Origin of the sequence: Paenibacillus sp. UNC499MF, from assembly GCF_900107975.1 — a bacterium.
Lineage (GTDB): Bacteria > Bacillota > Bacilli > Paenibacillales > NBRC-103111 > Paenibacillus_F.
Genome location: NZ_FNVF01000004.1, coordinates 53225 through 67978 on the forward strand (window position 1 = coordinate 53225; position 14754 = coordinate 67978).

General features: G+C 48.1%; 11 protein-coding genes. 6 read left to right on the forward strand and 5 right to left on the reverse strand.

The window, feature by feature from the left end; genetic code table 11:
• Nucleotides 1-351: 351 nt before the first annotated feature.
• Nucleotides 352-1602 carry a S1 family peptidase gene (locus tag C4S74_RS11030; RefSeq protein ID WP_103995386.1) on the forward strand — a complete coding sequence of 417 codons (1251 nt, stop codon included), beginning with the start codon at nt 352-354 and terminating at the stop codon, nt 1600-1602.
• Between the two features lie 27 nt (nt 1603-1629).
• Nucleotides 1630-2031, forward strand: a complete 402-nt coding sequence (locus tag C4S74_RS11035; RefSeq protein ID WP_103995387.1) for a hypothetical protein — start codon at nt 1630-1632, stop codon at nt 2029-2031.
• Nucleotides 2032-2582: 551 nt separating this feature from the next.
• Here the strand turns inward: C4S74_RS11035 and C4S74_RS11040 are convergent.
• Together C4S74_RS11040 and C4S74_RS11045 are read right to left on the reverse strand one after the other, a co-directional pair.
• A complete protein-coding gene (locus C4S74_RS11040; RefSeq protein ID WP_103995388.1) occupies nt 2583-5585 on the reverse strand; it encodes a DEAD/DEAH box helicase in 3003 nt (1000 codons plus the stop codon).
• A complete protein-coding gene (locus C4S74_RS11045; protein ID WP_258042454.1) occupies nt 5582-6847 on the reverse strand; it encodes a hypothetical protein in 1266 nt (421 codons plus the stop codon). The genes C4S74_RS11040 and C4S74_RS11045 overlap by 4 nt, the downstream gene beginning before the upstream one ends.
• 212 nt (nt 6848-7059) lie before the next feature.
• Here C4S74_RS11045 and C4S74_RS11050 point away from each other — a divergent pair, with 212 nt between their 5' ends.
• From C4S74_RS11050 to C4S74_RS11060, 3 genes are all read left to right on the forward strand, one after another.
• Entirely contained in the window at nt 7060-8799 is a 1740-nt protein-coding gene (locus C4S74_RS11050) for an ABC-F family ATP-binding cassette domain-containing protein (protein WP_103995389.1), read from the forward strand.
• A 234-nt stretch (nt 8800-9033) separates the two neighbouring features.
• Nucleotides 9034-9894, forward strand: coding sequence for a serine protease (locus C4S74_RS11055; RefSeq protein ID WP_103995390.1), 861 nt, complete (start codon nt 9034-9036; stop codon nt 9892-9894).
• Nucleotides 9895-9939: 45 nt separating this feature from the next.
• Nucleotides 9940-11514 (forward strand): ABC-F family ATP-binding cassette domain-containing protein, encoded by a 1575-nt coding sequence (locus C4S74_RS11060; protein ID WP_103995391.1) that lies wholly within the window; start codon nt 9940-9942, stop codon nt 11512-11514.
• Between the two features lie 194 nt (nt 11515-11708).
• Here the strand turns inward: C4S74_RS11060 and C4S74_RS11070 are convergent, their stop codons facing one another.
• A complete protein-coding gene (locus C4S74_RS11070; RefSeq protein WP_103995392.1) occupies nt 11709-12185 on the reverse strand; it encodes a GyrI-like domain-containing protein in 477 nt (158 codons plus the stop codon).
• 22 nt (nt 12186-12207) lie between these two features.
• Entirely contained in the window at nt 12208-12687 is a 480-nt protein-coding gene (locus C4S74_RS11075) for a hypothetical protein (RefSeq protein ID WP_103995393.1), read from the reverse strand.
• Nucleotides 12688-12866: 179 nt separating this feature from the next.
• Between C4S74_RS11075 and C4S74_RS11080 the strand changes: the two genes are divergently transcribed.
• Complete coding sequence (locus tag C4S74_RS11080; protein WP_258042455.1) at nt 12867-13844, forward strand: YafY family protein; 978 nt, start codon at nt 12867-12869, stop codon at nt 13842-13844.
• Nucleotides 13845-13990: 146 nt separating this feature from the next.
• Here C4S74_RS11080 and C4S74_RS11085 read toward each other — a convergent pair whose 3' ends face one another.
• A complete protein-coding gene (locus tag C4S74_RS11085) occupies nt 13991-14413 on the reverse strand; it encodes a tetratricopeptide repeat protein (protein WP_103995394.1) in 423 nt (140 codons plus the stop codon).
• Between the last annotated feature and the right edge of the window lie 341 nt (nt 14414-14754).

Sequence of the window (14754 nt, forward strand, 5' to 3'; positions counted from 1 at the left end):
ATTGAAAAAGCTTGGCATTGTAGTTTTAACTTTTTTAAAAAATTAAGTGAATTTTTATGTATGAATGCAACATATTTGGTAAAAAAACGTTTAAAAATATAGGGAATATCTAATAAGTAAAAAGGAGGAATAGGTAAAGCGTCACCCAACTGGAATTCCTACAAGAACTATACCTCAACAGAGAATATGTAAACGGCGTATGTAATTATCCACATAATAAGAATTTGATGTTAGTTTGTTACTCATTTTGCGATAAGATATAGGAACTAATGGACCTAGCAAGGATAGAAGTATTATTGTTGAACACATTTGTTACCTTGGGTAATAACGGATATTGAGTGGAGGGACTTTATGAAAATTTTTAAAGTTTTTACTTGTTTAATAATGCTATTGCTAATGATATATCCTCACCAAAGTAATGCCGCCGATTCGCAGTCAAAGAATGATATTCAGGTTTTCCAAGATCAAATGAGTGAACAGCAATTATCGCAAAAAGAATTTGATGAAATAGCAAAAGAAACATTTGGTGATCAGAATAAACTGACTAAGAGTTCATCCAATATAAATCAGTTAGATTCATTTGGTACAGTATTTTTTGATTCCAAAGATAATAAAATTGTAATTGGTATAGCAAAAGACGTAGAATTGACAAAAAAATTAAAGGATAATATCGGAAAAGCAAACAAGAAAAGAATAAAAGTAGTTAAAGTGAAATATTCTACGAATGAACTTATGGACGTAAAAAATAATGTTTTTAACACGCTGACTGACTTTGAAGATAAAGAGACTGAAATCTTGGAAGTAAGTTTAGATAGTGCTGCAAATAAAATTGTTATTCAAGCAAAAAAAATATCCGAGAAAGTTCAAAAGAAATTAACTACATTATATGGGGATAAGATTGATTTTATAATTGACGAAAAATTGGAGCCAGCTCAAACAACTGCCAATACTTTTAGAGAACATAATTTTGATAGGTTAGGTGGCGGTATTGGTATACAAACTAATAGCCAACAAGCAATATGTTCAACAGCTGCAACTGCCACAAAAGGTAGCACCAAGTTTATTATTACAGCCGGTCATTGTATTAAAAATCTAAATGGAACTGCTTACCAATATAATAAAGCCGTTGGAACGGAACACTATTCTGGCATAATCGCTGGTAATAATTTAGACATTGGCCTCATACGAGTCACTGATACGGGAAGAACTTTAACTAATTTGGTATTGAAAAATGGAACTAGTGACTACGATGCAAAAGTCACTAGTTTGGGTGATTTTGTTCAAAATCAAATTGTGTGCAAAGCAGGAAAGACAACGGATTATACTTGCGGGACCGTGAATAAAATTAGTACAGATATTAATTACGTGGATGATAAGGGTAATTTTGATTTTACTGCAAAAGATGTGGTAAAAATTAAATCTGGTACTAATAAATTTTGCGATCATGGTGATAGTGGTGGAGTGGTATGGACATCTGAAACGTTATTGGGAATTGTTTCAGGAACAGCTAACGATTTCAGCTATGGGTATGCGGCTAAAATAAATCCCTATGTGTACCAATTATTTGACGACGACAAAAGATTTTTTCTCACTCTTAGCTAGACAGACCCAAAAAGGGGGGGGAAACGATTGGTATTTAAAAATTTATTACGTTTATTTATTTTATCTATATGCTTGATTGCTGTTGTCGGATGTAGCGAAAGCTTCACATTTAATCCTTCTGAAATTACCGGTGTTAAAGCTCAAAAACATAGTAGTACAGATGGTGGAATAGATTTATCCGAAGATCAAGTTGCCATATTCCTCAAAGCTGTTAAAAAAGCAAAAAAAGTTACTGAAGGTGTCAGTACTACAATAGGGAGTTCCGATGAGTTAGTTCTTACTGAGAAAAGTGGAAAGAAAACTGCCCTGCAAGTATTCTATTATGATTCTTATACCCTATTCTCAGATGGTGAGTTCAATTATAAAACGACTGGGGAAAGTGCTGATGAGCTTATCACCCTATGGAAGCAACTTGGACTCCAAAAATAATTTGGTTTTTGTGCTAAACAGGCCGTTTATGCCTGTTTTTTTTCATATTGAGGAACCGCGCACTAAAGTCACCGTTAACCCAAGAATAGAGAGAAGGCCACAAATACATTATCTGACATGAGACGAACTTGATGGGCATCTTCGGGGCAGGCTCCTTTCGTATTTTTCGCCGATAGACCCGTTACGCTGAATCTTATCATAAGTAGGTAGTATATGGTGATTGTTAATGAATATCATCAAAATTAGCTTTGTTACCAAGGGTGGTATGTTTTATTGGATAAGACCAAAGTAATGGCTTGAGAAAAGCCTTGAGTAAGATGGACATAAGTGTTAATGATGAAGTTAAGAACTTTGCTATAGGCTATAATTTTACTTTTGAATCTATCCAACTATTACATGAGTTTAATTTTGATGTTGTTGCTATTAGGGAATTTCCTTGGACTGACGAAGGGTGCAAATCAATTAAGGGAAGCAACAGATGAAATGAAAGGAAACCATACATAAAAACCACTCCATTGTAAGGAGTGGCTTCTAGGTATCCCAAATCCCGCTTAATCGCGAGACCAGTCCCGCCGCAGCGAGAACAACTCCCGCAGCGCATCCGTCGACAGCTCGGTAATCCAGCCCTCCGAGCTGGAGATGACGTTGTCGCTTAGCTGCTGCTTGTTCACCAGCATCTCGTCGATGCGCTCCTCGAGGGTGCCGAGCGAGATGAATTTATGCACCTGCACGTCGCGTGTCTGGCCCATCCGGTAGGCGCGGTCGGTCGCCTGGTTCTCAACGGCCGGGTTCCACCAGCGGTCGAAGTGGAAGACGTGGTTCGCCGCGGTCAAGTTAAGCCCGACGCCTCCCGCCTTGAGGGAGAGGATGAACACGTTCGGCTGCTCGGACGGCGGAAGGTCGCGGGACTGGAACCGTTCGACCATCCGGTCCCGCTGCGCCTTCGGCGTGCTGCCGTTCAGGTATAGCACGGGTTCGTCCAGCTCGCGCTGCAGTACATCCTGTATCATCTTGCCCATGCCGATGTATTGCGTGAAGATGAGGCAGCGCTCGTCCGCCTCGCGCAGCTCCTTGACCATGGCCAGCAGCCTCTCCAGCTTGGAGGAGCGGGCGACGATCGCCTCCGTATGTAGAGGGCCATCCTCCAGCTCCGTTCCTATATCCTGATCCAGTAGAGCTGGATGGTCGCAAGCCTGCTTGAGCCGCGTCAGCGCCCCGAGAATAGCGCCTTTGCGCTGGATGCCGTCGAGCTTCTTCAGCTTCTCTAGCAGCTCCTTAACGCAATTGTCGTACAGGGCGGCCTGCTCGGAGGTCAGTGGAACATATGTCTTCATCTCGTTTTTGTCCGGCAGGTCGAGCTGGATGGCGGGATCCTTCTTCTTGCGTCGCAGCATGAACGGTTTCACTAGCCGCTTTAGTTCAGCCATGCGACGCCCGTCCTGCTCGCGCTCGATCGGAGAGGCGAACCGTTCCTGGAACGACTTGGCGGCCCCGAGATAGGTAGGCACGATAAAATCATAGATGGACCATAGCTCCGCCAACCGGTTCTCGATCGGCGTCCCGGTGAGCGCGATGCGATGGAGCGCGGGAAAGCTCTTGACCGCCGCGGCCTGCCTGGTCCCGGCATTCTTAATGTTCTGGGCCTCGTCCAAACAGACGGCGCCCCATTGGAATCCGGCGAGCGTCTCCTGGTCGAGCGAGGCGGTAGCAAAGGAGGTCAGTATGACGTCAACGCTGCGGGCCTCGTTCCGGAACGCGTCGCCGCTCTTACGCCCGGGGCCGTAATGCATGGCCACTCGCAGCGACGGGGCAAAGCGGGAGATCTCCTTCTGCCAGTTGCCGAGCACCGACGTGGGGCAGACGATAAGCGAAGGGAGTCCCATCCCCTCGTCCGCCTGTTCCTTGGCGTAGAGCAGGTAGGTAATCAACTGGACCGTCTTGCCGAGGCCCATGTCGTCCGCGAGACAGGCCCCGAGCCCGAAGCGGCGGAGAAAAGCCAGCCAGGCGAATCCGTCCTGCTGGTAGCTGCGCAGCTCGGCACGCAGACCGGCCGGCGGATCGAGCCGCGGCCATTCGCTCTGCTGATTAATCTTGGCGAATAGGCTGGTCAAATGCGCGTTCAGCTCGACATCGAGCTCAACGCGAGCAGCATTGGTCCCGAATGTCTCCGCACCGGCATCCGTGGCCCCGCCATCCGCGCCGGCGTCCGTCTCGGCCTGCGAGAGCAAATGCAATTGCAGTACATCCTGGAAGCTCAATCCCTGGCTCTTGTCCATGCCTTCCATCATGCGGCGGATCTGGGCAATCAGCGCCGGGTCGAGCACGATCCAGCGGTCCCGGAACTTCACGAGACGCTCCCCTCGCGCGAGCAGCTCGTTGAACTCCTCCTCGTTCAGGTCGGCGCCGCCGATAGAGATGCGCCAGCTGAAGCTCAGAATCGCTTCCAGCCCGAATAAAGACTTGATGCCGCCACGTTCTTTGGACTCGTCCTCCGACTGCACCGCCGCGCGCAGCCGCGGTTTCTTGCGGCTTGCGGCTTCCCACCATGCGGGCAGCAGCACCTGCCAGCCGGCTTCGAGCAGCCGGCGGCTGTCCTCGTTCAGAAACCGCCAGGCCGCCTCGTCGTCAAGCGGCTTGCCGAGCACGTCCTCGCCGCGCGACAGCCGATCGTGCGGAAGGCTGGCTCGCAGCCGTTGCAGCCAACCGTCCGAGCGGCTGCGGACAGCCTCCGCCCATGCGTCAGGCCACTTGCCGACCGCCGAGCCGTCGTCGCCGAGCCGTACTCTGCGGAGCTTAGCCGGATCGCTCTTGTCCTGCAGCACGAACCGCAGCCGCCAGCGGGAGTGCTCGTCGCCCTCCCATGGCTCCAATAGTTGCAGCAAGGGGCGGAACGGCGCGACATCCGCTTTCCAGCCAATTTGCACGAGCCAGCTCTCGTCGTCCAGTCCCGCCGTCGCGGCCGCCGCATTCTCGCGCGCGAACAGGGCCGGGAATTCGCGGCGCAGATCCGCCTCGTCCGGCTCCGTTCCGTAGAAACGGCTCATGACGACCGCCGAGAAGGCCGCCTTCAGCCCGTCGCGCGCCTCATCGCTCCAACTGCTGTTCTTCAGGTCCAGTTCGTCGCGGCGCGCCTGTCCGAAGGTCGCACCGACCGCCGCCGCATCCCAGCTCCAGCGCAGCGAGCCGCTGCGGTAAGCCGCAAGATCGGGCGCGTACAGCCGCTTCTCCAGGCATTCGGCCAGCAATGGCGCCAATTCGGCCAAGCGCGCGGCATCGTCTTCCCACTTCCACTCCGTATGTGCCAGTAGAGGTCCAGATGCAAAGAAGGGGATGACCTCTTCGGCGGGCAGCACAATGGCTTCGAGCTCCCCGACCTTGACGAGCTCCAGCTCGGTGCCATAGAAGGACGGCTCGTGCCAGGCGAACAGGCGATGCTTCAGTTGAACCCCGGTCCACTCCCGCAGCGAATCCGGGTCTGTGAAGAACAACGCGTCGCCATGCGACGTCAACACCATTCGAACCGCGATAGTATCCAGATTATCGATCGTCGTCATGGAATCAGCTTTCCTTTCCGCAGCTCTTCCTGGAGGGCCCGCAGCCGGCTATGCCGGCTAACGAATGTCTCTATGTACACGTCCCACCGCTGCTCACGCTTTAGCTTCTTGTACAGCTTGGCCAGCCGTTTGAGCAGCTTCACCGCGCGCTTGTAGCCGTGGCGATTTCTTAACAACACGTATTTCTCTGTGCCTTGGTGGTAGAACGGCAGCAGCGCCTCCGGGGCCTCCTTCTCGATGGGCTGCAGATCCTTCGCCCGGAAGTCGAGCGGATCGCTGCCGAGGCTAAGCTGATAATCAACCCACTGACGCCAACGGCCGAAGCGCATCAGGTTCTCCTCGTACAGGCTGCTGGAGTAGGGAAGCAGGCTCGTAATCGCGCTCCACATGTTCCTCTCGGCCTCCGGCAATTGTCCGACGACGGCTTCCCAGTAGCGTCCATATGTATCCAGGCTGCCGGGGCTGCGACCGACCCGCTCGGTGGCGCAATGGCTTAGCCAAGCCTCTAGCCGTATCCATTCGCCAGCCTCCTCCAGCACGCGCAGAAAGCGGAACACATGCCCGGGATTCAGCCGATGCCGCTCCGCTGCTTCGAGCAGCCGCCAAGCAGCTTGATCCTCTTGAAGCCAGAAGTGAATCCAAGCGCGGGCGACAAGCGGGAAGAGCTTATTTTCCTTGCCGAATCCATCGGCCAAATGGGACAGCTCCTCCTTAAAGAGGCGAGGGCTGTCCGCATCGGACGATACCAGGATCAACCACAGCTCCACATAGATATCCAAATAGGCTGGAGGGAACCACGCATTCGCCTTTACCGTTTCGCGGATGTAAACGGCCGTCTCCAGCAGGCGCCCTTGATGCTTGACCGCGATCTCCGGCGGCAAGCCGCTATTGAGGTGAGCCTCAATCGTATCTATCGTCTCGGATGCCGCCACCTGGGCGAAGTAGCCCGAGTGGCGGTCGGTCGATTGCTTGCGAAGCAAAAACAGCCCGATGTTCAGCTCGAGCAGCCAGGCCTCCTCGGGTGTCAATTCGGACAGAAAGAGACGCACTTTGGAGCGCACTTCGTTACCGTAGTTTATTTGAAACGGGCTGCTCGCCGCTCCCTCGGCGCAGCCTGCGATCAGGCCCTGACACTCTTCAATGCTCAGCTCGCTCAGTCGATTTGACTCGGTTATCGTCATAATGCCGGACATTCCTTTCTTGAGCTTTGGCCGCTCGTAAATCCCTCCCCTCATTATAACGATAAATGGTAAAGATGGCATACAGCCCAAAGACCATTGATCTAAGACCCGATTAACGTCGGCTTAAAAACGACCACCCGCCGCAATGACAGCTAGTCCGATAAGGACCACAAGGGATACAAGGGGATTGAAGTTGGTTGTAAACAGTGTTACTCTAACAGCGGTAAATTCAAAATCCATGGTTTGCCATACATCTAATAGCCACTATTTTAGTGATAAAGAAAGGTAATACTATGATAAAAGTCGATAACTTATCCTTCTCATTTCCGCAAAAAGAACTATTTAACAACATTTCATTTACGTTAGAAGAAGCACAACATTGTGCTTTTATCGGAACAAGCGGCAGTGGGAAAAGCACATTGATAGATATACTGATGGACCCGGAAAGATATCTTTTCGATGGTAAATTAGAGATGGACCCCGATTGTACAATCGGATACGTAAGTCAGTTCTCAGAACTAGACAACACGAAAGAAACAACCGTTTTTGAATATATAGGAGAACCATTTATAAAGCTTCAAAATGAAATTCAATCGATTTGCACGGAAATGGAAACCTCAACAGATATAGAGCCGTTACTGGAAAAGTATCAATTCGCTTTAGACGCATTGGATGCTATTGGTGGGGATGATTTTGAAAGCAACATTCATAAGCAGCTAAATGTAGCAAACCTTATGAAGCGAAGAGATAGTAAGGTAGCCGACCTGAGCGGCGGGGAATTCAAACTTATTCAAGTGATGAAGGAAATGCTTAATCGTCCCGACATATTGATTATGGACGAGCCTGATGTATTTCTAGACTTCGAAAACCTAAATGCGCTTAAAAAACTTATTAACTCTCACAAAGGAATGCTGCTAGTTGTTACGCACAACCGATATCTACTCAATCATTGTTTCAACAAAATTATACACCTTGAAAATAGGGAGATCCAAGAGTTCGATGGGCGATATATTGAGTATAATTTCTCATTACTTCAGACAAAAATTGAGCTGCAAGAAATCGCAGTCGCTGAACAAGAAGAAATTGAGAGATACGATAACATTATTGATAATCTTAGAGCTATCGCAACTATTAATTCAGAAGCATCCAGAGGGAGGGCGTTAAAAGCTAGAGTTAGATTTCAAGAGAGATTGGAAGCGCGTAGAATTAAAGCGCCATTTGTTGATATTAAGCAGCCGAATATTAGTTTTGATATTGATCATGAGATTGAAGACACCATTGTTGTAAAGGTCAGTAATTATAGTGTTGCTTTTGATGAGCTGCTGTTAGACAAGGTTAGCTTTGAGATAAAATCTACGGATAAAGTAGCTATTATCGGTCCAAACGGTACCGGAAAAACGACTTTACTCCGAGATATCTTTAAAAAAAACCATGATTCCATTGAAATAAATGCGGATGCAAAAGTGACTTATCTATCTCAGTTTCAGGGCGAGGTGTTAAAGGATTCTAATACAATACTAGAAGAATTCATTGAGGCTGGGTTTAGTACTTATGATGAGGTTAGATCGTATATCTCTCACTATGGCTTTGAAGGAGAAATCGTTAATCAGAAAATAGGATCTTTATCTGGTGGAGAAAAAAACATACTCCAATTGGCCAAAGTTTCTGCCAGTAAGGCAAACGTATTGCTTCTTGATGAACCTACAAGCCATTTAGACACCTATACGCAAATTGCACTGGAAAAAGCCATTGAAGATTATAAAGGTGCGATTCTCATGATATCTCATGATTTCTATACTGTTGTAAATGGTATGGATTATGTATTAATCATTGAAGATAAGACGATTAGAAAAATGAGTATGCGAAAATTTAGACAGATGATTTATGCTAGTCATTTTGATAAAGACTATTTAGAAGCGGAACAAAACAAAAAGTCAGTTGAAATGAAAATAGAATTGGCTTTAAAAGATACTAATTTTGAACTTGCAAAAGGATTGGTAGAGGAGCTGGAAGAGCTGATTAAAAGGCTTTAAAGGACAACCCTCGAAGTGAGGTCAGTTAGCAATAAAACATGATGATAGTGGAAAAATATCAATGATGTAACCCAAATAAACCACTCCATTCCCGGAAGTGGTTTGTTTGAATTCCCAACTGCACTAATAATGTATTCAATGCGACGCAGGACGTTGCCGCCATCTTCCCCCAATTATAGGCAGTTTGATGATACAATAACGGGACAAGATTACGGCGAATACGGAGGGATGCGCATGGAAAATAATCCGAGTCGAAACAAAGAGAACTCTCTTTCTCATTCCGAAGAGAAGCAAGAACATGAGAATGACCACCCATATGCAGACGAGGAGTGGGACTTTGAGTCGGAAGAGGAGGACGACGACGGGGGTTCATCGGCCAACCGACGGAAGTGGATCAGAAATACGGTCATATTTCTGCTCGTTGCCGGTCTAGTCGGAAATATATTGGCCTTCTGGCCGCAAATCTACAACATGAAGACGCTCCCGCTCTTGTTCGGGTCGAGGGAATTATCCAGCCAAGCTGAAATCCAAAGCTATAAAGAAGCGGTTGTTACAGTCAGCACGGACAACGGCAAGGGCACCGGATTTCACATTAACGGCGGCTATATTGTGACCAACTACCACGTCATCGAAGATAACCGCTATATTATAGTGAAATTCCCGGGGCAAAGTCAGAGTTATAAAGCGGAGCTGTCGGGCAGTGATCCCGATCTGGATATCGCCATACTGAAGGCGGACATCGGGGATCAACGGCTGCCGTTTATTGAAGTCGAGCGAGACAACAAACAGTGGGAGCCTGATGAACAAATCTACGTGATCGGCAATCCGCTTCATCTCACGCAAATCGCCATCAAAGGGGCTATTATCGGCTTGGTCCCGATCCAAGGCCGTCAGACGCCGGTCATGGCCCTCGATGCGCCGGTCTATAACGGCAATAGCGGCTCTCCCGTTATTAACAAGCGTGGCAAAGCCATCGCCGTTGTATTCGCTACTGCCGGTGTCGAGCATCAAGACCAAATGATAGAGGCCGGTTTGGCCGTACCGATTGCCGACATGGAGACCCTGCTGCGAACTTCGCTGCCGCCAGTAGAATAAAAACTTTAATAGTTTCGATATCTTGCTAAAGTAAGGGTGATAGCCATGAGCGTAATACGTTTGGAGAACGTCACGAAGAAGTATGAAGGGTCCATGATCTTTCGCGATATTTATTTTCGAGTTATGCAAGGGGAACGTATCGGCCTGATCGGACGAAACGGTGCCGGCAAGTCGACGGTATTTAAGCTCATTATGGGCAAAGAGGAGCCGACTTCCGGCAGAGTAGAAATAAATCCTCAGTTGAAAATCGGATATTTCTCTCAATTCTCGGAATTGAGCGGAAGCCTGTCTGTTCAGCAAGAACTGGAAATGTGCTTCGAGCAGGTTGTCCTTATCGAACGAGAGCTACTAGAGGTAGGAGATAAGCTGGGTTTGGTTACAGACAATAACGAAATGGAGGGGCTGCTAGCGAGGCAGGCGGAGTTATTCGAGCAAATGGATCATCTCGATGGCTGGAACGTGTCCGTCGAGATTAACACAGTGCTCATGAAGCTAGGGTTCAACGACAGATCTCGCAATCAGCCGATCGATGAGTTGTCCGGGGGATGGCGTAACCGTGCGGCGCTCGCGAAGTTACTAATCGAGCTGCCCGATGTCGTTCTGCTCGACGAGCCTACGAATTACTTGGATATGGAAGGCATTGCATGGCTGGAGCAGTGGCTGTACCGGTTCAAGGGAGCCATGATTCTGGTGTCGCATGACCGGCAATTCATCGATAAGGTCGTCACGCGTACGATCGAGATCGAGAATTATCATTTTCAGGAATACGAAGGCAACTACACCGATTACGTCCGTAAGAAGAAGATGCGCAAGAAGGAGCTGGACCGTCAGTTCGAATGGGAGGAAGAGCTGCTGCTCATGGAGTCTGAGGCGATCGACGACCGCGCGAGCAGGAAATCCGCTTCCAAGGACCGTCTCTCACGGAAGCTGGCGGATAACAAGAAGCGGATCGAGCCGCATCCCGTTAACGTACTGATTACCGATATTTACGAGAGGCTGCGTTTCCCGGATAAGCTATGCGAAGTGAAGAAGATCGGACAGACCTACGAGGGCAGGCAGATCTTCGAGAACGTTAGCTTCGATATTCAGAAGGAAGATCGCTTGGTCATCGCGGGGCCGAACGGAAGCGGGAAGTCCACGCTCATCAAGACGCTTACCGGGGCGGAGAAGCCGGAGTCGGGAGAGGTTATCTGGGAGAAGGGCGTTAGCTACGCCTACTTCAACCGGATGTGGGAGGAGCTTGATCCCAAGGATACCGTTAGCCACGCGGTGAATACGTATGGATTGGGGCTGGACGCCCCGCGCAAAAAGGTGGCCAAATTTCTATCGATGCTGCAATTCTCGGAGGCGGATCTGAGCAAGGAGATCGGCAATCTGTCCGGCGGACAGAAGGCTCGGGTGGCGCTGGCCAAGTGTCTTCTATCGGGTTCGGCGGTTATCATCTTGGACGAGCCTACCAACCATCTGGATCTCATGAGTATTCAGGTCATGGAGCAAGCTCTAATCCATTTTCCCGGCGCCGTCATTACGGTCAGTCATGATCGCTTCTTCATCGATAAGATAGGGACGAAAATGCTGACCTTCGATCCGGTGACGGGAGTGACCGAACAAAGTCTATAAGGGAGAATGATTCTCTCGATACCTCTCAACCTTACTCTTCATTATGAGGCTGACGCTTTAGCTCTCTTTAAGTAGGGAAGCAATGAAATTAAGCCCAAGATCGCCAGAATAAAACCGACCCATAACGGAGAGTCGAGCCCGAATCCGCTGTCGATGGTCAGTCCTCAAATAGGTGGTATACACTTGCCATCCTATTATTTTTTAACCACGGGGACCCAAAATTCTCCATAGAAAGTGCCGTTACCGTTTTCTTTGCGATAAGTCGCATTTGGACCGCCGATGTAAGCATAGTCAGTGATTTGTGCCAAGACTTCGCCAAAAGCGCGGTAAGTCAGCTGATCAAACAAAGTTTCCTTTTCGCCGGTTCCTGCGAGCACGATGTACTCGCTTTCCGGAAATTCGATGATACGTGTTGCGTCAGCCACCGATTTGCTGGCTTCTACCGCGAAATAATTCCACGGTCTGCCTTGATAAACCTCATTGACGGACCATTCGCGATTATCTTTTGCGGCCGCCTTGAGCTTATCAAAACGTCCGTCGGCCTTGAGTCCTGCCCAAAACGCTGCTTTTTCCTTTTGCAGAGCTGGGGCGTCTTGAAAATTCGATTGAAGTGAAAAACCATAAGCGGTCAATGTAAATGATTTTTTGTGTTCAACTGTGTAATTTGCCATGAGAGACCTCCTTTGACTGAGATTAGTCTACTACTTTTTTTACACGAAGCCACATTTCTCCGTAGAATTTACCGTCTTCAATTGCTTTGACGAATGTCGAGTTACCTGGACCAACGTATTTGTAGTCCGTGATTTCTTGCAGCAGGCCACCGAAAACTTTGCCTGTTATTTCGTCAGCAAGGCGGTCTTTGTCAGAGCCTGCGCTAGGCACCACGAGGTAATCCCCAGCGAGGAAGTCGAGGACGACCGCGTCTTCCACGTCGTATGCACCCTTCACGCCGAAGCCGCGCCAGGCTTTGCCGTCGATAACGTAGTTGATTTGAGATTCCTGCCCGTCAGCGAGTGCGAGAAGTTTGGCAAGCTTGCCGTTTTCAGTGATTTCAGCTTTTTTCGCCGCAGTTTTGGCGGCATTACCTGCCCAGTCGTTGTAGTCCTCAAGTGAAACACCGAAAGCAGTCATTTTGTAGTTTTCCGAGATGGTTTGGATGGAGTAGGTAGACATTTTAATCTCTCCTTTAGGGTCATATCTTACAAGATTGATACTATTCGCTAAATGTATCAAAAAATGAAACCTTTTGTCCGATATCAAAAAGTAGTGCAAAAACAGAATCAAAACCAGAACCAAAATCATTATGGATGCTACAATTCTGATACAATAAAATCATGAAAAAGATAGAACGAGTGAACCTGATCATGCGCTTCATCAATAACCGCGCGCATTTCACGATTGCAGAGATTCAGCGTGAGTTCAAGATTTCCCGCGCGACGGCGATTCGCGACATTAACGAGATTCAGGCGATGGGTTTTCCGCTGACGACCGAGCTTGGGCGCGGGGGTGGATACAATGTCCTGCAAAATCAGTATCTGTCCGCTGTCCGTTTCACACCGGAAGAGCTGAAAGCGATATTTATCAGCTTTATCGCTTCGAAAAACTCGCAGTTGCCCTATTTGCAAAATCGCCGTTCCATCACTGAAAAACTCATCGGCATCGCTTCGCAAACCCAGCACGACGAGTTGATCGAGCTGAATAATATCTTGCTTTTTGAAAATACAAATCCTGCTAATCCGAATCTGTTGGAACTCGATGACGCGGCGCCTGCGGAGTTGAACCAGTTGATTTCGCTTGCTGCGCGGGATAAGCACTTGCGTTTGACTTATGAGCCGAGTCCTGGGTGGCCACAGTTAATGGACGTTTTTTTGATTCATATTTTTAATTCAAACGCTCATTGGCTGGTTGAGGTTTATGATCTTGATACCGACGAGTTTCGTTATCTGCCCGTTGAGATGCTGCGGGATTCGGCAATTTCTAAGCAGGAGATGAAGCGGTCTGAGCAAGAGATTTTAAGCAAAAAACGGCTTGATGCACGTGAATCCAATCTGGTTGTAAAGCTTGATACGACTGGAGTTCAGCGCTTTAAGCGCTTGCATCCGCCGGGGATTATTTTGTCCTTTACGGGGATGTTCCAGTCGAGTGGGATTTTCAATGTTCAACTGAATGTGACCGATGTTGAGGCGCTAGAGTATTACGCGGATTGGCTTTTGTTTTTGGGGAAAGGAGTCGAGTATGAACGGATTCCTGATGAACTGCGTTTGATTTTGGAAGAGCGGTTAAGGGGAAGTGCGGACACTTTAACAAAATACACGCTAGGCACAAGTTAAGGCTATCCTGCTGCAGGATGGCCTTAACAATTATATTTTAGTAGGCGGAACTTTCAAGCTTAAAATTTGGGTTGATGTCAAATTCCGCTGGCCTCTTCTTATCTGCCTTTCGCAAGAGGCAGAATTCGGAATGGTAAACCTGAATTTCATATCTCTATGTTTGTCTCCAAAAACTCAAGATACTTGGGGTCGTCTTCCATAAAAATTTCAATACCGGCACCCATGTAAGCCCGGGTTAACTCATCAGCTGCCTTTTCAAAGTTTTCCAGTTCGTAATATAACTGCCCCAACCGAAGATGAATATACGGATTCCCCAACCCGTTCGGACACTGCACGGCATTAAAAAAGCACTTGAAGGCCTTATCGTAATTCTTCAAACGATAGTGGACATCCCCAATAGCTGCATATATCCAGGTAGCGGCCTCCCATTCTTGATGATTTTCAGGCAATAAACGGAGGGCGGCCATATAATTTTGCTTGGCGGCGTCAAAATCGCCTGTCTTCACTAAATCATCGCCTTGTTTACATAGAGCCCTAATTGCGGAATAAGTGGAATCTGGGAGCTGCAACGTGATCTCTCCTGTTCTATTGATTGATTGGATAAACGAATGCGTTCGGCACAGTCTTTGACTTCAGGCAAACAATCCCATAGTTGTAACAAGGGGATTGTCAATTGCTAGAATTTCTGCAGGACTAAATAAGCCCCTGTTGATGGAATTGATTGGATCTGTAGCTCGGAGCATTTGCCCTCGGTCTGGTAAGGGATATTGGCAGGGAAATTAGATGCAGCCTGGCACTCGACATTTGTCGAAACTCATGAATGTCCCTTATGTTTGTAAGTCCATAATATGGGATTATTATACACCTTCCATGATATAATGTACCGCATACAGCACTGCTCGTCATCACC

Excerpts from the sequence above, each read along its gene's own strand:
- C4S74_RS11030 (WP_103995386.1), top strand. The coding sequence starts at position 352 with ATGAAAATTTTTAAAGTTTTTACTTGTTTAATAATGCTATTGCTAATG.
- C4S74_RS11040 (WP_103995388.1), bottom strand. The coding sequence starts at position 5,585 with ATGACGACGATCGATAATCTGGATACTATCGCGGTTCGAATGGTGTTG.
- C4S74_RS11045 (WP_258042454.1), bottom strand. The coding sequence starts at position 6,847 with ATGCCATCTTTACCATTTATCGTTATAATGAGGGGAGGGATTTACGAG.
- C4S74_RS11050 (WP_103995389.1), top strand. The coding sequence starts at position 7,060 with ATGATAAAAGTCGATAACTTATCCTTCTCATTTCCGCAAAAAGAACTA.
- C4S74_RS11055 (WP_103995390.1), top strand. The coding sequence starts at position 9,034 with ATGGAAAATAATCCGAGTCGAAACAAAGAGAACTCTCTTTCTCATTCC.
- C4S74_RS11060 (WP_103995391.1), top strand. The coding sequence starts at position 9,940 with ATGAGCGTAATACGTTTGGAGAACGTCACGAAGAAGTATGAAGGGTCC.
- C4S74_RS11070 (WP_103995392.1), bottom strand. The coding sequence starts at position 12,185 with ATGGCAAATTACACAGTTGAACACAAAAAATCATTTACATTGACCGCT.
- C4S74_RS11075 (WP_103995393.1), bottom strand. The coding sequence starts at position 12,687 with ATGTCTACCTACTCCATCCAAACCATCTCGGAAAACTACAAAATGACT.